Origin of the sequence: Aeromonas sp. QDB39 (assembly GCF_027707585.1) — a bacterium.
Classification (GTDB): domain Bacteria; phylum Pseudomonadota; class Gammaproteobacteria; order Enterobacterales; family Aeromonadaceae; genus Aeromonas; species Aeromonas hydrophila.
Genome location: NZ_JAPCIV010000024.1, coordinates 1 through 21,213 on the forward strand (window position 1 = coordinate 1; position 21,213 = coordinate 21,213).

At 60.3% G+C, this 21,213-nt stretch carries 20 protein-coding genes; 13 read left to right on the forward strand and 7 right to left on the reverse strand.

Going from position 1 to position 21,213, the window contains the following annotated elements:
- Positions 1 to 81: 81 nt before the first annotated feature.
- The 3 genes from PG899_RS14905 to PG899_RS14915 all read left to right on the forward strand — a co-directional run bounded on the left by PG899_RS14905 (position 82) and on the right by PG899_RS14915 (position 2,764).
- Positions 82 to 1,497 carry a 3'-5' exonuclease gene (locus PG899_RS14905; RefSeq protein WP_270697459.1) on the forward strand — a complete coding sequence of 472 codons (1,416 nt, stop codon included), beginning with the start codon at positions 82 to 84 and terminating at the stop codon, positions 1,495 to 1,497.
- An 11-nt stretch (positions 1,498 to 1,508) separates the two neighbouring features.
- A complete protein-coding gene (locus tag PG899_RS14910) occupies positions 1,509 to 2,198 on the forward strand; it encodes a DUF2971 domain-containing protein (protein ID WP_270697460.1) in 690 nt (229 codons plus the stop codon).
- 239 nt (positions 2,199 to 2,437) lie between these two features.
- Entirely contained in the window at positions 2,438 to 2,764 is a 327-nt protein-coding gene (locus tag PG899_RS14915; protein WP_270697461.1) for a hypothetical protein, read from the forward strand.
- Between the two features lie 251 nt (positions 2,765 to 3,015).
- Here PG899_RS14915 and PG899_RS14920 read toward each other — a convergent pair whose 3' ends face one another.
- From PG899_RS14920 to PG899_RS14935, 4 genes are all read right to left on the reverse strand, one after another.
- Positions 3,016 to 3,267 carry a hypothetical protein gene (locus tag PG899_RS14920; RefSeq protein WP_005303367.1) on the reverse strand — a complete coding sequence of 84 codons (252 nt, stop codon included), beginning with the start codon at positions 3,265 to 3,267 and terminating at the stop codon, positions 3,016 to 3,018.
- 92 nt (positions 3,268 to 3,359) lie between these two features.
- The gene (locus PG899_RS14925) at positions 3,360 to 3,905 is read right to left on the reverse strand and encodes a DUF882 domain-containing protein (RefSeq protein WP_029301559.1); all 546 of its coding nucleotides are present in this window, start codon (positions 3,903 to 3,905) and stop codon (positions 3,360 to 3,362) included.
- Between the two features lie 150 nt (positions 3,906 to 4,055).
- Positions 4,056 to 5,540, reverse strand: coding sequence for a L,D-transpeptidase family protein (locus PG899_RS14930; RefSeq protein ID WP_049048373.1), 1,485 nt, complete (start codon positions 5,538 to 5,540; stop codon positions 4,056 to 4,058).
- 81 nt (positions 5,541 to 5,621) lie between these two features.
- Positions 5,622 to 6,392 carry a substrate-binding periplasmic protein gene (locus PG899_RS14935; protein ID WP_143238989.1) on the reverse strand — a complete coding sequence of 257 codons (771 nt, stop codon included), beginning with the start codon at positions 6,390 to 6,392 and terminating at the stop codon, positions 5,622 to 5,624.
- Positions 6,393 to 6,718: 326 nt separating this feature from the next.
- On the opposite strand from PG899_RS14935, the gene PG899_RS14940 reads away from it, so the two are divergent.
- The 5 genes from PG899_RS14940 to PG899_RS14960 all read left to right on the forward strand — a co-directional run bounded on the left by PG899_RS14940 (position 6,719) and on the right by PG899_RS14960 (position 12,229).
- Complete coding sequence (locus tag PG899_RS14940; RefSeq protein WP_016349902.1) at positions 6,719 to 7,264, forward strand: hypothetical protein; 546 nt, start codon at positions 6,719 to 6,721, stop codon at positions 7,262 to 7,264.
- Between the two features lie 56 nt (positions 7,265 to 7,320).
- A complete protein-coding gene (locus PG899_RS14945) occupies positions 7,321 to 8,382 on the forward strand; it encodes a glycosyltransferase family 2 protein (protein ID WP_029301561.1) in 1,062 nt (353 codons plus the stop codon).
- On the forward strand, positions 8,379 to 8,750 hold the full coding sequence (locus tag PG899_RS14950) for a GtrA family protein (RefSeq protein WP_077096227.1): 372 nt from the start codon (positions 8,379 to 8,381) through the stop codon (positions 8,748 to 8,750). Before PG899_RS14945 ends, PG899_RS14950 begins: the two co-directional genes overlap by 4 nt.
- Positions 8,750 to 9,913, forward strand: a complete 1,164-nt coding sequence (locus tag PG899_RS14955) for a membrane protein (protein ID WP_011705134.1) — start codon at positions 8,750 to 8,752, stop codon at positions 9,911 to 9,913. The genes PG899_RS14950 and PG899_RS14955 overlap by 1 nt, the downstream gene beginning before the upstream one ends.
- 207 nt (positions 9,914 to 10,120) lie before the next feature.
- Positions 10,121 to 12,229 carry an alpha-amylase gene (locus PG899_RS14960; RefSeq protein ID WP_077096228.1) on the forward strand — a complete coding sequence of 703 codons (2,109 nt, stop codon included), beginning with the start codon at positions 10,121 to 10,123 and terminating at the stop codon, positions 12,227 to 12,229.
- Positions 12,230 to 12,322: 93 nt separating this feature from the next.
- Here the strand turns inward: PG899_RS14960 and PG899_RS14965 are convergent, their stop codons facing one another.
- Positions 12,323 to 12,949: a glutathione S-transferase gene (locus tag PG899_RS14965; protein WP_060388782.1), complete on the reverse strand. Its 627-nt coding sequence runs from the start codon at positions 12,947 to 12,949 to the stop codon at positions 12,323 to 12,325.
- A gap of 158 nt (positions 12,950 to 13,107) precedes the next feature.
- On the opposite strand from PG899_RS14965, the gene PG899_RS14970 reads away from it, so the two are divergent.
- The 4 genes from PG899_RS14970 to PG899_RS14985 all read left to right on the forward strand — a co-directional run bounded on the left by PG899_RS14970 (position 13,108) and on the right by PG899_RS14985 (position 16,633).
- Positions 13,108 to 13,752, forward strand: coding sequence for a response regulator transcription factor (locus PG899_RS14970; RefSeq protein WP_077096229.1), 645 nt, complete (start codon positions 13,108 to 13,110; stop codon positions 13,750 to 13,752).
- Between the two features lie 91 nt (positions 13,753 to 13,843).
- On the forward strand, positions 13,844 to 14,425 hold the full coding sequence (locus PG899_RS14975; protein ID WP_077096230.1) for a TetR/AcrR family transcriptional regulator: 582 nt from the start codon (positions 13,844 to 13,846) through the stop codon (positions 14,423 to 14,425).
- A gap of 71 nt (positions 14,426 to 14,496) precedes the next feature.
- On the forward strand, positions 14,497 to 15,366 hold the full coding sequence (locus tag PG899_RS14980) for an alpha/beta hydrolase (RefSeq protein WP_179101407.1): 870 nt from the start codon (positions 14,497 to 14,499) through the stop codon (positions 15,364 to 15,366).
- Positions 15,367 to 15,487: 121 nt separating this feature from the next.
- Positions 15,488 to 16,633, forward strand: coding sequence for a patatin-like phospholipase family protein (locus PG899_RS14985; protein WP_024946021.1), 1,146 nt, complete (start codon positions 15,488 to 15,490; stop codon positions 16,631 to 16,633).
- An 85-nt stretch (positions 16,634 to 16,718) separates the two neighbouring features.
- On the opposite strand, the gene PG899_RS14990 is transcribed toward PG899_RS14985, so the two are convergent.
- Entirely contained in the window at positions 16,719 to 18,671 is a 1,953-nt protein-coding gene (locus tag PG899_RS14990; protein ID WP_179101408.1) for a monovalent cation:proton antiporter family protein, read from the reverse strand.
- 100 nt (positions 18,672 to 18,771) lie between these two features.
- On the opposite strand from PG899_RS14990, the gene PG899_RS14995 reads away from it, so the two are divergent.
- Positions 18,772 to 19,692: a GGDEF domain-containing protein gene (locus tag PG899_RS14995; RefSeq protein WP_029301567.1), complete on the forward strand. Its 921-nt coding sequence runs from the start codon at positions 18,772 to 18,774 to the stop codon at positions 19,690 to 19,692.
- A 75-nt stretch (positions 19,693 to 19,767) separates the two neighbouring features.
- On the opposite strand, the gene tilS is transcribed toward PG899_RS14995, so the two are convergent.
- A complete protein-coding gene (gene tilS, locus PG899_RS15000; protein WP_190283705.1) occupies positions 19,768 to 21,108 on the reverse strand; it encodes a tRNA lysidine(34) synthetase TilS in 1,341 nt (446 codons plus the stop codon).
- Positions 21,109 to 21,213: the final 105 nt, after the last annotated feature.

Consider the following 21,213-nt stretch of genomic DNA (forward strand, 5'->3'; position numbering starts at 1 on the left):
CTACACGCCGAAACAGCGTCTGGCACAGGCCGCATGACCTCTACTTTTGAATGCCCCTAAAAATGGGGGGATTACCAAAGAATGCCACTTTCAATTGGAATTGAGCTAACTAATACACCTGCTATCAATGATGACACCGGAATGACGACAGATAAGGAATCATCAAAGCCCGCCTCAGTTTCAAGTCCATTTGAAGGTTCATCAGCAAGAGTTGTTTCACCTCGGCAGAAGATGCCACTTTCAATAGAATCAGAACTAACTTATACATCTGCTATTAATTGTCACCAGTCTCTTATCATAGATGCTCCACTTGTTGATTGCATATTTATCGATACTGAAACAACAAGCCTTAATGAACCAGAAATTATCGAGTTGTGTTTACGCTCCGTAGATGGGATTGTTTATCATAAACGCTTTAAGCCATATAAACAAATCAGCGACAAAGCATATCAAGTTCATAAAATATCTGAGATTGATTTGATTGATGCACCTAGATATGAACAAGAGGAGGAAAATATACTCTCTCTGCTGAGTGGGAAAAAGTTGATTTCTTATAATGTCGCATTCGATTGCAAAGCAATGAGAATTAGTTCAAAAAATCCTTTGCTAACAGAAAAATACAGGCAGATAGAAAATAATAGCATTTGCTTAATGGATGCCATTCGTTCAAAGTTGAAGCGTTTCAAATCGATATCTTTGGTAGATGCCTGCACTCAGTTTGAAACCACACTTTTACCTGCACATTCCGCTGTTAATGACACGAACATGCTGATGGATTTATATATCAAGTTTCGACAATTACTGATAGCTAATCCTAGTGAATGGTTGCCTTCGTTTTTTGATATTAATTTTTACAACTTGACTCATTGTGAACGAAACAAATCAATTCCTTTTTGGATATCGAAAGACGAACAAAGACAAGCACTTTATCGACCCCATACGAGTGGTGGCGTAGGAAAAGTTGCTGAAATCGGTGATAAGTTGAAACGTGAACTTTCGCAATGGGCTAGCGCTGAATTTGTACTCCAAGATACTGATGAGGGGTTACCTCTAATACTCGTCAATTTTATTAGTGAGTCAGAATTAAAGAGCGAGCTTGAGCAGGAGCGAGAAAAATACACAAAAACGTTGCGTGAGCAGTTATTAAGTGCCAAAGCTGCAAAAAATGGAAAGCTAAGGTTGGTATTTAAAGAGTACAACTATAACCGCCGTTACTTGGGAAATAATCATTTTAAAACGGATGCCGAGCTGTATCAGTGTAAGTATTCGATGGGCGATACTCTTTACCTTGATCCGATAAAAGACCTTGATAGTTTTAATCTTATGGATATTGTTTTCAAAAATAAATTTGGTGAAGACTATGGTAGGTTACTTAATCTCACACAAGCTTGGACGAGAGTCTTTGGTTTGTTAGTGCAGGGCTATCGAGCGGAAGTGCTAATTCTTGATGACAATAAATTTAATACAAAGGTTGATGTTTATCTGTTCAAAGATTAGGTGATATATTCATGAAACTTTATAAATTTCAAACCGTAAATGATTATTCAATAAAAGCACTGGCTTACTATCGTTTGTACTTTTCAACACCGATCAAATTGAACGACCCGACAGAAGGTATGTTTCGTCTGCTCGATCATATTCCTCCTGATTTTTATATCCCAGATATTTCAGAACTGAAAAATACAGGAATTCTTTCTATGGCGTCAGGAGAACACTCTTCAATTGAAGAATCACCATTTATGTGGGCTCACTATGGTAATGCCCTTAAAGGTTTTTGCCTAGTGTTTGATTCCGATAAATTCATAGATGGCATTGAAGATGATGTTGAAAAATTTCACCGTGTAAATTATCAAACACATGGGCCATTGCTGTCCAGCGACAACTTGATAAACGAATCATGGGGATTAGAAAATCTTCCTGGCGTCGAATTTAAATTCCAAAACTTACAGCGCATCTATGATGTGTGTTTTTTTAACAAACCTTCTTCTTTTAAAGATGAACAAGAGTTTCGTTTTATTGCCAAATGTTCTGGTGAAAAGCCATATGATCCTGATTCATTAGTCAGGGTCATTATTGGCGAAAAAATAGGCAGTGATGACCATGTTAAATTGCTTCAAGTTCTATGGGCGTTAGGTATTGAACATAAAATAAGCTATGCAAAGGCAAATAGAAATAGCTTTAAAGTCCACATCACATGAGTCTGCCTGCTGGACTCTTTGGCCCCCACCCAGAGCGGGAGCATGAGTATATTGTCGCGGTGCGTTATTGTCCGAGGGGCAGTTTTGGCCGCCCTGGGGGTAGAGATTGATTGCAAGTTGACTGCGGGGGTGGTCTTTTGGTGCCTTTCTATGTCAACTGCATTTTAGTAAAATGTTCTCGCACGAACCTGGATCACAGCCCTCATGCACTTTTCACCTAACTGAGTCAGAAGCGCGGTATGAAAGAAAAAATCATCGACATAGATAACACTGTGTTCTTTAGCTATGAAAACATGCTCACCCGATTCAAACGCGCTAAAAGCGAGGATACCCTCGACACTATGTACCGAGGTGCCGTCAAAAAAGCTACTGACCATCTACAGGGTAGGGAGCTGTTCCATGCGCAGATCGCAATCGAGAAAGCCCTGAACCAATGCCAGCAGGATTTCGACACTTCACTGCATGGGATGACCAGAAAAGTAAACCACGCATTGAAGCAAGCCGAGCCCTGCAAGCAGTACAACCCAGAAGACGAAATGAGGCGATTGCTCTCCGACCTAGGCTGATGTTGACCAGGATGACTAATCTCCCCACTGAATGAAACACCTAAAGGCGCTGATACGTCAGCCTTGGATAGCTAGCCTAGTGATGGCATAAAAAAATCGTACACACCATAATACATAGCATGTACGATTCTGTGCTTACAGCAAAGCCAGTAGTGGCGTGGGGTTCACTCACTCACTAGACAAGATACATAGTTTTCACTATATACTCCAGGAAGGCGCTTTTTTATATGGGCAACCGGGCTGTGGCTGCCTCAGTTGATCCCTTCCGAGCTGAAGAAGGTCGCCTTGTCGGCGATGAAACGGATCTTGATGTTCTTGCCCTCGTCACCCCAGATGCAGCTGGTGGTCCCCAGTGCATCGTCACAACGCTCGGCCTTGCCGAGGATGCTGCTCGCCTCGGCGTAGCTGATCCCCATCTTGAGCTTGTCGTAGTTTTCACGGTTGAGCTTGCCGCAACCGGTCAGCAGCAGGGCAATCAGCCCGCCAAGCAAAATATGTTTCATCTGGTTCTCCTCTGCATGGTGTCCAGAGCCTACCAGCTCGGCCACCCCGCTGGCCAGTCACCCGCCGGGCAGCTGTGGCCCGCAGCCGGCCGTTACCAGCTGCGCACCGGCCCGGTGTCGAGGTGAACGAAGTTGTCGCTCGGGTAGTAACCGACGCCGCCCACCTTGAGATGGAGCGCCGCCTTGCGCAGGTGCGCCAGCTGAACTCCGGGAATGCGCACATCCACCGCCTGCCCCAGGGTATGGTAGCTGTGCTTGGCCACGGCGCGGCTGCGGCTGCGCTTCTGGCGATTGGTCACGGGGGAGCGATAGCCCGAGATGAGCTGGATTTCGCCGTGGCGACCCAGCTTGTGCTGCAGCAGGTAGAGCTGGTCGAACAGCTTGCGGTCGATGTTGAACACTTCGTTGCGACGGTAGTCGCGAAAGATGTGGTTGAGCTCGGCCAGCCCGTCTTTCAGGTAGCGGCCGTCTTCCCAATAGCTGGCGCGTACCCGCTCGCCGGTATTGAGATTGAAGAAACTGAGTTCACGTCCTGCCGTACTGCGGCTCGCCGTGGCGGGGAAGGACAACAGCGAGCCCCCCAGCAGGCAACCGGCACCCAGCAGCAGGCGACGTCGGCTTATCTCTTGATCAAGCATCCCTTGTCCGTCCATCGCTATGTTGAGGTGAAACCGTTGAATGAATTTGATACAGGCGCTTGAAACTACCCGCCGCGCCGGCCGCTGTCAAACCGCAAGGGGCCATGAAAAAGCCCGGCGCAGGCCGGGCTTTTCACTCTGTGGCGAGGATCACAGCAAGCGACTCTGGTAGCTGACTCGATCAAATCCATAGATGTCGTTGCGCAGTTGCTGACGTCCATCCTCGTCGATCCAGCTGCTCCAGTAGACGGTGAACACCGGGATCGGGGTGGTCAGTGGCAGCCACTTGGTCTGGGTCTCTTTCAGGATGCTGGCCACCTTGTCCGGTTGATAGCGGGAGTCCGCCAGCAGCAGCTCGGCCAGATCGTCGGCATGCTCCACCCGGATGCAACCTGAGCTGAAGGCACGCGCGCCCTGCTCGAACAGCGCCTTGCGCGGGGTGGAGTGCAGGTAGATGGCCTCGTTGTTGGGCAGATAGAACTTGTAGCGGCCCAGTGCGTTGTGATCGCCCGGCTTTTGCCGCAGCCGGTAGGGGAAGCCGGACGCCAGCGCCTGCTGCCAGCCCTCTTCGGTGAACTGTACCGGATTGCCCTCGCCGTCGATCACCTCGAACTGCTCGCGATTGAGGTAGGCGGGATCCCGTCCCAGCTTAGGCAGAATGTCCTTGCTCAGGATGGAGCGCGGCACGTGCCAGGCCGGGTTCAGCACGATGGAGCGGATCTCGCTGGCAAGGATCGGGGTCGCCCGCTGCTCCTTGCCCACGATCACCCGGCTGGTGAATACCTCGTTACCGGATTCCACCACGCTCAGCCGATAGTCGGGGATGTTGACCAGCACGTAGCGGGCGCCGGAGAGCTGATCCACCAGATCGCGGCGCCACAGGTTGCGCAGCAGCAGGCTGGCGCGCACCTCGGGCCCGGTATTGAGCCAGCTGCGGGTCTGCCGGCCTATGATGCCGTCGGCGGTCAGGCCGTGGCGGCGCTGGAACTGTTTGACGGCCTGCAGGGTCTCGGCGTCGTAGGTGGCGTCATCATGGCGCGGGGCAGTGTCGCCCAGCTCGTTGAGGATGGAGCGGATCTGGCCCAGCTCCGGGGAGACTTCACCGGCCCGCAGGGTCGGCATGGTCAGGGTCGGCCACTTCTTGGCCATGGGCAGCGCCAGCAGCTTGCGCACTTCCTCGCGCACCGCGTCATATTCCGCGACCTGGGGTCTGAGCTGCCTGACCTGCTCCAGCAGGTTGTCGCCGGCCGGCTCGTGGGCCAGCGGCTTGTTGAGGTTGAGCTTGAGGGTCTGCATCTGCTCGCGGGAGACCAGATCCATGGCCCGCCACGCCTGCTGGAACCGGGCCAGCTTGCCGAACGCCTCGTCATAGAGGGCGCCACGCTGATCCGCCGGCTTGGCCTGCAGCTTCTTCCAGAGCGTGTAAAAATCCGGGTGCAACTGGGCCAGCACGGCTTCCTGCAGTTGCAGCTCCAGCTCACGCCTGGCTTGCTCCGCGGTGCTGTTCTGATACCAGTCGTGCTGCATCGCAGCATTGCTTACCACCACCTGGCCCTCGCTGGCCTGTACCATGGCCGCCGGCCAGCAGCCCAGCCAGATCAGGTTTGCCAATGCCAGCCAATACTTCTTCCCCATGCTTACCTCAAGATCGGTTCACTTCAGCCTGTCAGACCCGGCGGTCAAGGCGCTCATGATGCGTGAATGCCCGCGACTTTACTAGCTGGTGGGCGCGTAGCGCCGCCAGATAATGTCATACTCATTTGTTGCTTTAAATTCAGCCAGTTCGCGATTGAACGCACTGACAAATTCGGGTGACAGCCGCTTCTTGCTGAACATGAAGAAGGTCGGCGCTTCATATACGGCCATGGTGTGGGGGACGATCAGATCGCTCAGCCCCTCCTCCTTCAGGCCCCAGGGGGTGGCCAGCACATCGCCGAGAAAGCCGTCGATGCGCCCCAGCACCAGCTTGCCATAGTTTTGCTCGTCATTGACCACGCTCACCTGGGCGGCATAACGGCGCAGCAACTCGCTGATCTCGGCCCCATAGTAGTAGTCCTTGGTGATGCCCAGGGTATGGCCGCTGGCCAGCCAGCTGGCCAGATCGGTTTCGGGGTAGGAGGATGACTTGCGGATCCAGAGCGCGCTGCGGCCCGGATTGTAGGCATCGGAGAACCAGGCATAGCGGGCGCGGTCCTCATTGAAATAGGCCTCCATGGCGATGTCGACCGAGCCCAGCGACAGACCGTGCAGCACTCGCTTCCAGGGCATCTCCACATAGCTGGCCTTGCAGTCGAGCCGCTTGAGCATGGCGGTGAGCGCCTCGACAGCAAAGCCCCGCAGCTCCTTCTGCCCGGCCGCCGTGGCGGCGTAATAGTGATAAGGCGGCCAGTTGTCAAAACCGACCCGCAAGGGCGAGGGACACAGACTGTTTGCCGAGGCCAGCGGCGCCAGCAAGCAGAGCATCCAGCAGCAGAGTTTCAGCTTCATGGGTCATCCTTGACTGCGTGATACGCCATCATAAATCGGCCTAGGCAAAATGGCGACAGATCCTGCCACAGCGATGCAGGCTCCCGACCGCGTGAGCGGTGCCCTCATTTATGCTTGTCGGAGCCGGGCCTGAAATGCCCCCGGCCTGCGCCGGATCTCCGGCTCGCCAGGGCAGGTAAAATACGGGAACAGCAACATTTGGAACACCGGCCGAAAAGGGGTTAATATGTGACCAAATATATTTTTGTGATCCACTATGCTTTTTTTGCAATTGGATTAGCATATGCGCGAAATCAGCCTACAAACCGTGAGGCGCAGAGAGTGATATGACGTACAAAAAGTTTGGTTTTCTGACCGCCATCATGGCGCTGAGTGGTTTCTACCTTTATACCCTTTACCTGGCCGCCCACCCCAACGTGAGCCTGGCCTACAAGCTCTATTACCTGGAAGGCAAGACCCGCTTCTGGGAGCACAACTCCAGCATGACCTATCAGCCTGGCAACGAGCTCAATCTGACCAAGCCGAGCCGTTTCCTCTCCAGCGAAGGCTGGGCCAAGAAACCGAGCGCGGACGGCACCGAACTGAGCGGCCAGGGTGGCCTCTACTTCGTGCTGCCCAAGCAACAGGCACAGCCGGAACAGCTGACCATCCAGGCCCGGGTCAACAGCCCGCAGGCCGGTGCTCTGCTCAAGGTGGCACTGGGCCACGATTTCACCACCACCGTCAAGCTGGCCAAGGCCGGCATCAACGAGATCCGTCTCAGCCTGCCGGGCGAGTCGCTGACCTCGGACCCCAAGCGTCCCAACTTTCTGGCGCTCTCCGCCCCGACGCCGCTCAATGTCCAGTCGGTGCGCTTGACCGTCGCCCAATAAGACGTATTCTCCAATACGCTGTTTTATAAAATAATTTTCCAAATAAGGAAGTTTTCATGTCGCATGCCGATTTTCGACTCTCTCTGATCGTTCCCGTTTACAACGAGGAAGAGAGCATAGATGCCTTCATCAACGCGATAGATAACGAACTGGCGCCGCTCAAGGATCAGCTGGAAATTGTATTCGTCAACGACGGCAGCCGCGACCGCACCCGTGAAGTCGTCGAGCAGGCCATCGCCCGCGACCCACGCGTCACCCTGGTCAACCTGGCCCGCAACTTCGGCAAGGAAGCAGCCATGACCGCCGGCCTGCATCACGCCAAGGGTGATGCCGTGGTGCCGATGGACGTGGATCTGCAGGATCCGCCCGCGCTCATTCTCGAATTCGTCAAGCTGTGGCAGACCGGCGACTACGACACCGTCTACGGCATCCGCGTGGATCGCAGCGCCGACACCCCGATGAAACGCCTCACCGCCGGTGGCTTCTACCGCTTCTTCAACGCCCTCTCCACCAGCACCAAGCTGCCGGAGAACGCCGGCGACTTCCGCCTGATCGACCGCAAGGTGGTCGAGGCGATCAAGCAGCTGCCGGAGCGCAACCGCTTCATGAAGGGGCTGTTCGCCTGGGCCGGTTTCCGTGCCGTCGGCGTGCCCTACGAGCGCCCCGCCCGCCACGCCGGCGAGACCAAATTCAACTACTGGAAGCTGTGGAACTTCGCCCTCGACGGCCTGATGAGCTTCTCCAGCTGGCCGCTGCGGGTATGGAGCTACGTCGGCGTCGGCGTCTCCTTCGTCGCCTTCCTCTACATTCTCAAGATCGTCACTCAGGTGGTCTTCTTCGGCATCGACGTGCCGGGTTACGCCTCCCTGATGTCGGTGGTGCTGTTCCTCGGCGGTATCCAGCTGCTGTCGCTCGGTATCATCGGTGAGTACATCGGCCGCATGTTCGTGGAAGTGAAGCAGCGCCCTGTCTACCTCATCGAAGGGGTGTACGGCCAGTATGCCAAGCAGGATGAAGAGCCGAAGCAGGACGCCGCCACCGGCAGCAAGAAGAGCGCCGGCAAGAAGGCTGCTGCTGCGAAAGCCGCTGATGACCAGCAGGAGCAGGCGTCTCAATGATCTCCCGCGAGGAATTCTGGCGGCTGGTACGTTTCGGGTTTGTCGGCGGGGGGGCCACCCTCGTCGATCTGGGCACCTCCATCACCCTGTTTCACACCTGGCCCACCATCTCGGAGCACCTGGTGACGACGCTGGCCTTTGCCATCGCCTTCTGGTTCTCCTTCTTCGGTCACCGTTACATCACCTTCCAGAAGCAGGGTGCCGCCAGCAAGTTCTTGCTGGTTGCCCTCTTCTCGCTGGCGGTGCGTAACCTGATATTGAGCGGTCTGCTGTTTGCGGGTCTTTCCGGTCTGTTGCCGGTGGTGATCGCCACCCTGACGGTCACCGTGCTCACCTACCTCCTCTCCAGGATCTGGGTATTTGCCTGATGAATGACATGACTACCTCCATCACCCCTGACAATGCGGGCCCCTATCGCCCGTCACTGGCCATCAGCAGCCGTGACTGGCTGATGATCATCGCCGCCTTCGTGCTGAGCCGGGCCGCCCTCTACGGCATGGGCTATTTCGGCGTGCAGCTCTACGGCTCCCCCGACATAGGCCCGCTGCAGGCCTATTGCCAGTTCGACTGCGTCTGGTTCCAGCGCATCATCGAGAACGGCTACGATCTCTACCCGCGCTGGCTGAGCAAGGGCAATGCGGCCAACTGGGCCTTCATGCCGCTCTACCCGATGATCTCAGGCACCATCTCCAACCTGCTCAACGTCGAGAGTCTGATCGGCCTGATGCTGGTGGCCAACCTGGCGTTCTTCATCAGCCTGCCGTTGATGCTGCTGGTGCTGCGTCAGCTCAAGCTGGGTGACGACACCGCCCGCTTCGGCGTCTGGCTGCTCGCCTTCTCCCCCTTCTCCGCCTACTTTGTCTCCGGCTATACCGAGTCGATGTTCATGGCGCTGATGCTGGGGATGTTCCTGTTCGCCTATCGCCAGCAGTGGCTGATGGTGGCGCTGCTCGGCGTGTTCATCTCCGCCACCCGCAACCTGGGGGTGATGATGGTGTTCCCGGTGCTGATCCTGGCGCTGCAGGCCTACGGCTGGCGCGAGTTCTTCCGCTTTACCGAGCGCGCCTTCAAGGTGGTGTTCACCCTCTGGATGATCCCGCTCGGCCTGTTCGCCTACATGTTCTACCTCTATCACCTCACCGGTGACGCGCTGGCGTTCAAGCACATCCAGGTGGCCTGGGGCCGTTACATGGACAGCCCGCTGGACTGGTGGCTGAGCGGCTTCGAGCTGGGCGGACGTAAATCCTACCTCTCCATCATGGTGATGTTTGGCTGGGCTCTGAACCTCTATCTGTTCAGCCAGAAGCGCTGGGCCGAGGCGACCCTGATGTTCATCTGCTGCACCATTCCGCTGATGACAGGGCTCAACGCCATGCCGCGCTACATGTTCGGCCTCTATCCGACCATGCTGGCGATCATCCTGCTGACTCATCGCTGGCCGGCCATTCGCCCGGCCGTGCTCTGCCTGAGCGGCATGGTGGCCTCCTTCATCGCGGTGGCCTTCGTCAACTTCAAGTTCTTCACCGTGTGACGAAAGTGGTAATGCAACAAGCCGGTCTATCGACCGGCTTTTTTATGGGCGCGACACCCCGCTCACACTTTTCCATTCTTGAAAACGTAACCATTTGAACTGATGTCACAAATCGACGGTTTGCCTGTCCAAGCCCGCCCTCATGCCTCCTAGAATGAGCCCCATTGACGGCAATCTGGTCCGCTTAACCCCAGCAAGGAATGGCTTATGCGTCGCACTCTCTCGGTTTCTTCCCTCTGGCTCGCCCTGCTGGCCAGCCCCCTCTTCCTCCATCAGGCCATGGCCGCCGAGGTACGCCTCTACGTGGATGACCAGCCGGTCGGCGCGCCGCTGACGCTGGACAAGGGGGCGGTGCAGATGACCCATCCGCTCACCAAGGGGAGCCACCAGATCCGCATCAGCGACGCAGGCAACAGCTGCGGCACCAGCTTCGGCCCGAGCGAGGTCAAACCGCTCCCCTTCGGCACCGCCCAGCCCATGGACAAGTGCAGCAAGGGGCAGCACTTCAACCTGCGGGTGATGCTGGCGGGGGATTATCAGTTCACCTTCAACCCGGATACTCCCAGCCTCAAGGTGCTGCGAGCCACCAAGAAGAGTGAGTTCAAACGCCAGCCGCCAGCGGAGCCCTGCATCAGCTGGGATGGCGGCCCGGTTACCGTATCCCTGAAAGGCGTCTGGCCCGACGGCACCCAGCTGCGGGACGCCTACTCCGGCCAGCAAGGGGTGGTCAAGGGCGGCAAGCTGACCCTGACGCCGAGTAAAGAGAGCGGCGGCCTGCTGCTGCTCGAGCCAGTCAAGGCGGCCACCGCGGCCCCCTTCAGCTGGGATCAGGCGAGCGTCTATTTCCTGCTGACCGACCGCTTCAACAACGGCGATCCCGCCAACGACCACAGCTTCGGGCGCCAAAAGGACGGTCAGGATGAAGTGGCCACCTGGCACGGCGGCGACTTCAAGGGGTTGACTGCCAAGCTCGACTACATCAAGCAGCTTGGCATCAACGCCATCTGGATCACCCCCATGGTGGAGCAGGTGCACGGCTTCATCGGCGGTGGCGAGCAGGGCAACTTCCCCTTCTACGCCTATCACGGCTACTGGGCGCTCGACTTCACCAAGATAGATCCCAACTACGGCGACGAGGAGAGCCTCAAGACCCTGGTGGACGAGGCCCACAAGCGCGGCATGCGCATCATCCTCGACGTGGTGATGAACCACGCCGGCTACGCCACCCTCGCCGACCTGCAAGATCTGGGGCTCACCGACCTCACCCAGAACACCGGCAAACTGCCGGCCCGCTGGAACCAGTGGCGCCCGAGCGGCGGCCTCAACTGGCATGGCTACAACCAGTTCATCGACTACCAGTCGCCGAAGTGGGACCAGTGGTGGAGCGGTGACTGGGTGCGGGCTGGCCTGCCCGGCTACCCGCAGCCCGGCACCGACGACGTCACCGGCTCGGTGGCGGGGCTGCCGGACTTCCTCACCGAATCAACCAAGCCGGTGGGGCTGCCGCCGCTGCTGACGGCGAAAAAAGATACCAAAGCCAAGCCGCTGCCCAACGCTACCGTGAGCGACTATCTCATCACCTGGCACACCGACTGGGTGCGCCGCTTTGGCATCGACGGTTTTCGGGCCGACACCGTCAAGCATCTGGAGCCCGAGGTGTGGGCAAAGCTAAAACAGGCGGGCACTGCCGCACTCAAGGAGTGGAAGGCAGCCAACTCGGCCAAGAAGCTCGACGACCTCCCCTTCTACATGGTGGGTGAGGTGTGGGATCACGGGGTTGCCAAGGATTTCTGGTACCGACACGGCTTCGATTCGCTGATCAACTTCGACTACCAGCGCGAGTTCGCCCTGCCCCAGGCCCAGTGTCTGGCCAGCGCCGAGCCCACCTATGCCAGCTACGCCAGCCGCATCAATCAGGATCCCGAGTTCAACGTGCTGAGCTACATCAGCTCCCACGACACCAAGCTGTTCTTCGGCGACTATCAGGACGTGCCGTTGCAGCGCCGGGTCGCCAGCAGCTTCATGCTGCTGCCGGGCGGCATCCAGATCTACTACGGCGATGAGTCCGGCCGCGGGCTCGCCAAAGATGGCGGCGTGTTCGATCAGGCGCTGCGTTCCGACATGAACTGGCAGGAGCTGGCCAGCGGCGAGAAGGCCGAGCTGGTCAAGCACTGGCAGCGGCTCGGCCAGTTCCGCGCCGCCCACCCGGCCGTGGCGGCGGGCAGCCACAAGAAACTGGCCGACAGCCCCTATGCCTTTGTGCGGGAGAAGGGAGATGACAAGGTGGTGGTGGTGTTCGCCGGCCGCCAGCCGTAATCCAGCTTAAGGAATCAAACCCAAACAGAGAGGGGAGCCAGTGGCTCCCCTCTCTGTTTACACAAGCTGTTTACAGCGGTTATGCCCGCGGGTTCACTGCGGCTGATGAGCGGCCGCCGGCCACTGCAGACGCGCCTTGACCAGGGTCTGCTGCCACAGCGGCCAAGCCAGCAGCGCCTGCTGATAGGCACCCGCCTGCCCCGGCAGCTGGATGCCGTAGCTCGCCAGCCGGTAGGCCATCACCGCATAGAAGGCATCGAGGATCCCCGCCTCGCCAAAATAGAATGGCCCCCGCGCCTGGGACCAGATGGTCTGCAGCCGGGCCAGCTCGCCAATGGCTTCCACCGGCGGTTCGCTACGGGTCGGGGCACCGAGGAAGAAGGGCAGCAGGGTACGGATTTGGCGAAAACCGGCGTGCAACTCGGCGCAGAGACTGCGGGCCAGCGCCCGCTCGGCTCGCGCTTCGGGATAGAGCCGGCGCGCGGGGCAGAGCTCGTGCAGGTACTCGGCGATGGCCAGCGAGTCGTGTATCCGCACACCGTCATGATCGAGCCAGGGCACCAGGCCGGCGGGGGCCAGCCGCTTGAGCCGCTGCAGCTCCTTGGCATCCTCCAGGTCGAACACCTGCTCCTGCCACTCCAGCCCGCTCATGGCCAGCACCAGCGCCGCCCGCATCGCCCAGGTGGAGCCGGTGCCCACCGTCAATACCAGAGATCCCATCTATTGCCTCCTGCATGGGTTGTTCATGACCATCCCATCTGCCCCAATGGCACGACATCCGACGGCCGCTTCACATTTGCGCGCCGGCAGGTTTGACCCTCTCCGGGAGCGGTGCTAGTTTGATTTTCCAAAACAATCAGTTAGCAACAATGTGAGCAATGGACAGCCAATTTACCATCGTCATCGCAGATGACCACCCCCTGTTTCGGGGCGCCCTCTATCAAGCGGTGCACATGGCCATCGACGATGCCCAGCTGCTGGAAGCGGACTCCATCGACAGCCTGGCCCACCTGCTGGGTGAGCACCCGGAAGTCGACCTGCTGCTGCTCGATCTCAAGATGCCGGGGGCCAACGGCTTCTCCGGTCTCGCCCACCTGCGCGGCCAGTATCCCGACCTGCCTATCGTGGTGGTATCGGCTTCGGAAGAGCCCGCCATCATCCAGCAGGTGCTGCGCCTTGGCGCGCTCGGCTTCATCCCCAAATCGGCGCCGATGAAAGAGCTGGTCAACGCCCTCAATACGGTGATCGGGGGTGACAACTGGGTGCCGGCCGGCATCTCGCTCCACCCCGAGCCCTGTGAGGGCACCGATTTTGCCAGCAAGCTGGCCAGCCTCACCCCCCAGCAGTACAAGGTGCTGGTGATGCTGCGCGACGGCAGCCTCAACAAGCAGATCGCCTGGGAGCTCAACGTCTCCGAGGCCACCATCAAGGCCCACATCACTGCCATTTTCCGCAAACTGGGCGTCAAGAACCGCACCCAGGCGGTCATCGCCCTGCAGCAGATGGATATCAAGGACGACTAAACCCGCCTCATTCCCTCTTGCAAGCCGATTCGCCGCTCGACAAATAGCACGGTCGTACTTTATGCTGCTCCGGTCAATGAAGGAGAGTGCGATGAGCAAGGGCCGGCTGACCCGCGACAACATTTTGCAGACTGCGTTCGAGCAGGCGAGCCAGCAGGGGCTGGAGAGCCTCACCATCGGCTCCCTTGCCAGCGCCTGCGAGATGTCGAAAAGCGGCCTGTTCGCCCACTTCCAGTCCCGCGACAACCTGCAGATCGCCGTGCTGGAGTACGCCGCCGAGGTGTTCCGGGAGCGGGTGATCCAGCCGGTGCGCCAGCAACAGCACGGCAGCCAGCGAGCGAAGCTGACGGCCCTGCTGCAGGCCTGGCTGGCCTGGAACCAGTGCTTCGCCGGCCGCTGCATGTTCCTCGACGCCTGGACCTCGGCCCAGGAGGGGGAGGTGCAGCAGGCCGCCCGCCAGCTGGTGCGCTTCTGGCTCGACTACCTGGCCCGTCAGGTGGTGCAGGGACAGAGCGAGGGCGAGTGGCGCAGCGACATGGATCCCTGGCGCGCCGTCTATCGCCTCTATGGCCTCTATCTGGCGGATCAGGTGTTCAATGCCCTCGATCTGTGTCAGGATCCGGCCCGCCACTTCTGGCCAGAAGTGGAGTTGTTGCTGGATGGCTGGTGCTGATGGATTGACCTCTCTTTTTTAAAACCGACAAAAAAGCACGACCGTTCGCACATAAAAACCACAGGATGACCATGAGCAGCAAGATCTACTTCAACACCCGCCGCTTCAGCCCGAGCAAATGGTTGCTTGGCCTTGGCACCCGCTTGCATCACACCCTGGCCCCCGCTCATGCCAAGCGCACCGCCAGCAAGCTGCTGCTCACCCCCCAGCGCAACCAGCGGGATGACACGGCGCCGGCCGGACTGGTCAAACAGGCCGTGCACACCAGCGAAGGCACCCTGATGAGCTACCGGCTCGGCCAGGGGCCGGTCTGGCTGCTGATGCACGGCTGGTCAGGCAGCGCTGGCCAGTTCTACCCGCTGATGAGCCACATCGCCGCCCAGGGCTTCACGGCCATTGCCTACGATCACCCGGCCCACGGCCACAGCGCCGGCCATACCGGCCACCTGCCCCGCTTCGTGCGCGCCTTCGACGAACTGGTGGAAAAGATGACGGCCGAGTGCGGTCCGCTGCAGGGCGTCATCGCCCACAGCATGGGGGGCGCCGTCACCCTCTCCAGCCGCCGACGCGAGCTGGATGCCCTGCCGCTGCTGCTCATCTCGCCGGTGCTCGACTACGTGCCCCAGCTCTACGGCATGGTGGCGCGCTCCGGCTACTCCATCCGGCTGTTCGATGCGGTGGTCAAGGAGATTGAGCAGGAGTACCAGCACCCCTTGAGCACGGTCGACCCGCTGGGGCGGCTCGCCGGCCGCACGGGGCCCGCCATCATAGTGCACGACGAGGAGGACCGCTTCGCCCCGCACGGCGATTCCCAGCGCGCCACTCAGGATGGCCGCACCCGGCTGGTGAGCACCCGCGGCCTCGGCCACGGCCGCATCCTCGCCAGTGCCCCCGCATTCGCCGCGTTCGATCAGCTGAGCGCCGCTCGCCACGCCAACTGAACAGCCTCAAAAAGGGCCTGCAAAAAATGGTTGGCAGGCCTGTTTTTATATTTGATACAGCGTCTTATAGTTAAATTGCTCGGTGGCAACACCCCCAGTGGCATGCATAAGGCGCAGTATCATGGCCAAACCCAACACAGCTCTTCTGTTGACCGGTGGTGGTGCCCGCGCCGCCTATCAGGTCGGCGCCCTCAAGGCGATCGCCGAGTTCTATCCCCGCAATCTCGGCATTCCGTTTCCCATCCTGTGCGGCACCTCGGCCGGCGCCATCAATGTCACCGCGCTGGCCTGCTACGCCTCCTGCTTTCATCTGGGAGTGCGCAAGCTGGAGTGGGTCTGGCGCCGCTTCGAGACCCACCACATCTTTGACTTTCACCCAGGGCGCCTGTTGTGGCGGCTGATGTATGAGGGCTCGGCAGGGCTCATCAACCCCCACACCAACCACGCCTTTCACCTGTTCGACAACGCGCCGCTGCGCCGCCTGCTGGATCAGCTCATCGACTATCACCGCATCGATGACAACATCCTCTACGGCAGTCTGGAGGCGCTGGCCATCACCGCCTCCGACTACGACGACGGCCTCTCCACCACCTTCTTTCAGGGGCGAGCCGAGCACCTGCCGTGGGAGCGGGCCAGACGGCGCGGGCTGCGCACCCTGCTCACCTCGGATCACCTGCTCGCCTCCTCGGCGCTGCCGTTCGTCTTCCCGGCCACCCACATCGGCGACAAGTTCTACGGCGACGGCTCCATCCATCAGTTGAGCCCGCTCAGCCCCGCCATCCACCTGGGGGCGGAGCGGATCCTGCTGATCACCCTGGATCCGCCGGCGCACACGGCGCCCACCTTCCACCATGGCCACCTGACCAGCTCCAACATCGCCAGCCACCTGCTGGACACCGTCTTCACCGACACCCTCAACTCGGATCTGGAGCGGTTGTGGCGCATCAACCAGACCCTGGATCTCATCCCGGAGCGGGAGCGCAACCGGTTGAAACTCAAACGGGTGGAGACCTGCGTGCTCAAGCCGAGCCAGGATCTCGATCTGCTGGCACTGGCCTATCTGCGCAAGCTGCCGGTGCACCTGCGCCGCCTGCTGCGGGTACTGGGGGTGACGGGGGACGAGACCAGCAGCCTGGCCAGTTTCCTGATGTTCTATCCCGGCTACTGCCAGCAGCTGATCAAGCTGGGCTACCTGGACACCCTGAACGAGCGCCGGCGGGTCGAAGCGTTTCTGGGGATAGAGGAGATGGTACCGGTCGAAGCCTGAAATGGGCCCTTGAGGGTGGGCCGGCACGCCCACCAGCAAGCGGCTCACTCACCTTCGGCATGGATGAATACACATTAAGGGAGGGCTAACGCCCCTCCAGCAGGCGCTGCTCCGCCTGCTCCACCGCCACCCCATTGCCGAACAGCACCAGCCGATCCCCTGCCACCAGCACCAGATCAGGCTTGGGCTCCAGTCTAAGCTCGCCGCGCTGTACCTCCTTGATCCGCACCGTCTCCAGCGCCAGGGCCTGCACGCTGCGCCCCACCGCCCAGGCCTGCTCGTGCAGCAGCACGGGGTGCAGCCGTTCGAGCAGCTGGTCCGTCTCCAGATTGCCGGCGCTTTGATCCCCCCAGTAGAAACCGTGCAGAAAGCGGTACTGGCTGCTGCGCTCGTGCTCCATGCGCCGGATCACCCTGCCGATGGGGATGTCGCAGTTGAGCAGCAGGTGGGAGACCAGCATCAGGGCCCCCTCCTGGGATTCGGGGATCACCTCGAAGGCGCCCGCCCGCTTGAACGCCTCCAGAAAACTGTCATCCCGGGTGCGCACCAGCACCTTCACCTCCCCCGCCAGCTCCCTGATCAGCGCCAGCATGGCCTCCACCCGCTTGTGATCGTCAAAGGTGATGATCACCAGCCTGGCCCGCAGCAGGCCGGCGGCCAGCAGGATGTCGCGGCGGCTGGCATCGCCGAACGCCACCTGCTCCCCCGCCGACTTGGCCTCGCTCACCCGCTCCGGATCGAGATCCAGCGCCAGGAAGGGGATCTCCTCCTGCTTGAGAAAGCGGGCGCAGGTCTGGCCGGCCCGACCAAAGCCCGCGATGATCACGTGCTGGCTCTTGCTCAGGCCCGACTGGGCCACCTCGGAGCGGGTGAGCAGGGCCGGATCGGTGAGGGAGCGGGCCAGATGATGGGCCTGCAGCACCAGCCATGGCGTCATGGCGATGGAGGTGACGCCGATGCCGATGAGCAGGGAGACCAGCCGATGGTCGAGCAGACCGTGGTGGTTGGCCAGCGCCAGCAGCACGAAACCGAACTCCCCCACCTGGCTCAGCATGATCCCCGCCGCCATGGCATCGCGCTTGCGCTCCCCCATCAGCCGGCCGGCCAGCAGCACCAGCAGGGACTTGAACAGGATCAGGCAGAGCACGCTGGTGGCCACCAGCCACCAGTCCTGCGCCACCCGCTGCCAGTCCATGGTCATGCCGATGGTGATGAAGAAGAGCCCCATCAGCACGTCCCGAAACGGCCGGATGTCCACTTCCAGTTGATGGCGATAGTGGGACTCCCCCAGCATCATGCCCGCCAGAAAGGCCCCCAGCGCCATGGAGAGTCCCATCCACTGGGTCAGCGAGGCCGCCAGCAGCGCCACCAGCAGGGCGCTCAGCACGAACAGTTCGTCGGAGCGGGCCCGCGCCACCTCGTGAAACAGCAGCGGCAACAGCCATTTGCCCACCGCCAGCAGACTCAGCAGGGCAAACAGTCCCTTGAGGGTGGCCCAGGCGATCTCCGCCAGCAGGGCGCTGCCCTGGATCTCGGGCCTGGCCAGGATGGGGATCATCACCAGCAGCGGCACCACCGCCAGATCCTGAAACAGCAGCACGCTCACCCCGAGCTGGGCGCGGCGGGTGTGCAGCTGCTTCTGCTCCCCCAGCTGCTTGATCACCACGGCAGTGGACGAGAGCGCCAGGGTGCCAGACACCACCAGCGCCTGGGGCAGGCTCAAGCCCCACCACCAGGCGATGGCGAAAAACAGCAATGATGTGAGCAGCACCTGCAGCCCACCCACCCCGATCACCAGCCGGCGCATGGCGATGAGGCGGGGCAGCGAGAATTCGAGGCCGAGCGAGAACATCAGAAAGACGATGCCGAGCTCGGCGATGGTCTGCATGATCGCCTGGCCGGTGATCACGGCGACGCCATAGGGACCGAGCAGTACCCCGGCAAGCAGGTAAGCGAGGATCACCGGCTGGCCGAGGCGCCGGAAAATCGCCACCAACAAGACGGCGGCAAGCAGCAGGATCAACACATCTGCGTACAATATTTCCTCCCTTTTTATCTACTTAAGCCTAGCCAGCCACTCTTGTTCGCATCGAACATATTTTGGGCACAAGGATTGCAGGTAAGTGTCAGGAAGTAGGTTGTTTGAGGGCTGTACCGTGGAAAACACATCATCATTGAATGGTCTGGGACATGGCATCGAGCAGTGGGTTCGCCAGATGGAGCGGCTCACGCCGCTGGCCAGTCAGGATCGCAACCAGTTGCTCGAGTTGTTGTTGGTGCAGATGGACCTCGGCAGCCTGCTGGCAACCTTTGCCGATCGTGCGGCAAGAATTGTCCGGATCCACAGCCTGCACTTCGACTGCGGCCAGCCGCATACCCTGATCCAGCATCCGCCCCAGGCCAGCCTGACCCTGCACAGCTACCCGTTCGAGCTACGCGGCCAGCATGGTCAGCTGATCGGTCAGTTGCACTACACCCTGGAACATGCCCTGAGCGGCAGCCAGCAGCGGATCCTGCAGCAGTATCACCAGCTGCTCTGCCTGCCCCTGCCCCTCTACCTGCGCCTGTCACAGCTGGAGCTGCAGGTCAGGCTCGATCACCTGACCGGACTCGGCAACCGCTCCTACTTCGACGAAGCCATCGGCCGGGCGGTGGAGCAGCACAGCCGGGAATCCCACGGCCTGGTACTGGTGCTGCTGGATCTCGACAACTTCAAGCAGATCAACGACACCTGGGGTCATCCGGTCGGCGATCTGGTATTGAGCCGCTTCGCCCAGCTGCTGACCCACTGCATCCGCAGCACGGATCAGGCGTTTCGCCTCGGCGGCGACGAGTTCGCCCTGCTGCTGCAACCCGCCGAACCCGAGGCCTGGCGCCCGGTCTGGCTGCGCCTGCAGCACATGCTGATGATCCACAAGGAGCTCAGCACCTTCTCGGTCGGCTGCAGCCTGGGAGCCGCCAGCTGGCAGTCCGGGGTGGACGTGCACAGCCTGTACGAGGCCGCCGATGCCCACCTCTATGCCCGCAAGAAGGCGGGCAAGGCCGGCCTGCTGGACTGAACCGGTCACCCCCTGAAGACGACAAGGCCGGCATATGCCGGCCTTGTGCGTTATCCGCGTTGGTGAAGGAGAGCGTCACGCCGGGGGCTGACTGGCCGCCGCCGGCAGCCAGTGCCAGGCCAGACCGGCGCCCTGCGTCATGAATCCGTCACAGAGGAACAGCTCGCCCACCGCCGCCACCTGCTCGCCGTAATAGAGGATGGGAATGCGGCCGCGCTGCCAGGAGGGAACCCCGTACTCCTGCAGCAACTTCTTGAGGCGCCGGCTGCCGCCACGTCCTACCGGCTTGAGCATGCTGCCGGCGACCACCCCGAAGCGCACCGACAGCGGCTCGTCCGCCCTTGGCAGCCGCAGCCCCTCCCCTTCCACTCGCGGCAGCAAGCGCACCTCCCCCAGCCCGTCCGGCAGGATCAGCGTCTCCCCCACGGCCAATGTCAGCTGCTCGTGGCGAGGCTGCAGCCCGGGTCGCACCAGATGAAGCCGGCCCTGAAAGCGGCGGCAGCTCTGCGTGCCCCAGTTGAGCTGGGGATTGGCGTCTTCCCGTGCCAGCGCCACCTCCTGCCAGAGCAGACCGAGCTGCTCGCGGGAGGGCATCTCGCCCCCCTGGCGGCGGATCCAGTAACGCAGCAGGTTGTTGCGCCGGGTAGCTGACAAGGCCAGCAGCGGCGCGATCTGCAGCGCCTCTCCTGCCGCCGCCAACCGCCAGTCGGCCTCTGCCAGCTCCTCCAGCAGCGCCTCCTGCTCGGCGCACAGCGCCATGCTGCGTGCCGCCGTCTGGGCCATGGCGGGCCAGCGGGCCTTGAGCTGGGGAATGAGCCGTTGGCGCAGGAAGTTGCGGTCATAACTCTCATCCTGGTTGCTCTCATCCTCCACCCAGCCATAGGGGAGGCTGGCCGCCACCTCGGCCAGCTCGGCCCGGCTCACCTCGAGCAAGGGGCGCAGCAGATGGCCACCGGCAAAGGGCTGGCTCGGCACCATGCCCGCCAGCCCGCGCAGGCCGGCGCCGCGCTTGAGCGCCAGCAGCAGGGTCTCCAGCTGATCGTCCTGATGGTGGGCGGTTAGCAGCCACTCCCCCTCCCCCAGCTGAGCGGCGAGGCGCAGATAGCGGGCCTCCCGCGCCTGCGCCTCCAGGCTGTCGCCACTATCCCGCTGCAGTTGCACCCGCTCGACCAGCAGCGGCACCGCCAGTTGCTGACACACAGTTTCGCAGTGGGCCACCCACTCATCAGCATTTGGGCTCAAGCCGTGATGAACGTGCAGGGCGCGCAGGGCAAGGCCGTGGGCGTGGGCAAAACGGGCCGCCAGCACCAGCAGCACGGTGGAGTCGAGCCCGCCGCTGAAGGCCACCAGCAGACCACGGGAACCTTCCGGCGCGGGCAGAGTCTGACAAAAACGAGAATAAATACGAGAAATCATAGGCTTCCCCAATACGACCAGGCCGATCTTAGCAGACTCGGGCTTATCAAGCGCTAACCCGGCTGCTAGAGTGAGACGCTCCCTGCGTGGGCAAGGAAGCCGCAT

Excerpts from the sequence above, each read along its gene's own strand:
- PG899_RS14905 (WP_270697459.1), top strand. The coding sequence starts at position 82 with ATGCCACTTTCAATTGGAATTGAGCTAACTAATACACCTGCTATCAAT.
- PG899_RS14910 (WP_270697460.1), top strand. The coding sequence starts at position 1,509 with ATGAAACTTTATAAATTTCAAACCGTAAATGATTATTCAATAAAAGCA.
- PG899_RS14915 (WP_270697461.1), top strand. The coding sequence starts at position 2,438 with ATGAAAGAAAAAATCATCGACATAGATAACACTGTGTTCTTTAGCTAT.
- PG899_RS14920 (WP_005303367.1), bottom strand. The coding sequence starts at position 3,267 with ATGAAACATATTTTGCTTGGCGGGCTGATTGCCCTGCTGCTGACCGGT.
- PG899_RS14925 (WP_029301559.1), bottom strand. The coding sequence starts at position 3,905 with ATGCTTGATCAAGAGATAAGCCGACGTCGCCTGCTGCTGGGTGCCGGT.
- PG899_RS14930 (WP_049048373.1), bottom strand. The coding sequence starts at position 5,540 with ATGGGGAAGAAGTATTGGCTGGCATTGGCAAACCTGATCTGGCTGGGC.
- PG899_RS14935 (WP_143238989.1), bottom strand. The coding sequence starts at position 6,392 with ATGAAGCTGAAACTCTGCTGCTGGATGCTCTGCTTGCTGGCGCCGCTG.
- PG899_RS14940 (WP_016349902.1), top strand. The coding sequence starts at position 6,719 with ATGACGTACAAAAAGTTTGGTTTTCTGACCGCCATCATGGCGCTGAGT.
- PG899_RS14945 (WP_029301561.1), top strand. The coding sequence starts at position 7,321 with ATGTCGCATGCCGATTTTCGACTCTCTCTGATCGTTCCCGTTTACAAC.
- PG899_RS14950 (WP_077096227.1), top strand. The coding sequence starts at position 8,379 with ATGATCTCCCGCGAGGAATTCTGGCGGCTGGTACGTTTCGGGTTTGTC.
- PG899_RS14955 (WP_011705134.1), top strand. The coding sequence starts at position 8,750 with ATGAATGACATGACTACCTCCATCACCCCTGACAATGCGGGCCCCTAT.
- PG899_RS14960 (WP_077096228.1), top strand. The coding sequence starts at position 10,121 with ATGCGTCGCACTCTCTCGGTTTCTTCCCTCTGGCTCGCCCTGCTGGCC.
- PG899_RS14965 (WP_060388782.1), bottom strand. The coding sequence starts at position 12,949 with ATGGGATCTCTGGTATTGACGGTGGGCACCGGCTCCACCTGGGCGATG.
- PG899_RS14970 (WP_077096229.1), top strand. The coding sequence starts at position 13,108 with ATGGACAGCCAATTTACCATCGTCATCGCAGATGACCACCCCCTGTTT.
- PG899_RS14975 (WP_077096230.1), top strand. The coding sequence starts at position 13,844 with ATGAGCAAGGGCCGGCTGACCCGCGACAACATTTTGCAGACTGCGTTC.
- PG899_RS14980 (WP_179101407.1), top strand. The coding sequence starts at position 14,497 with ATGAGCAGCAAGATCTACTTCAACACCCGCCGCTTCAGCCCGAGCAAA.
- PG899_RS14985 (WP_024946021.1), top strand. The coding sequence starts at position 15,488 with ATGGCCAAACCCAACACAGCTCTTCTGTTGACCGGTGGTGGTGCCCGC.
- tilS (WP_190283705.1), bottom strand. The coding sequence starts at position 21,108 with ATGATTTCTCGTATTTATTCTCGTTTTTGTCAGACTCTGCCCGCGCCG.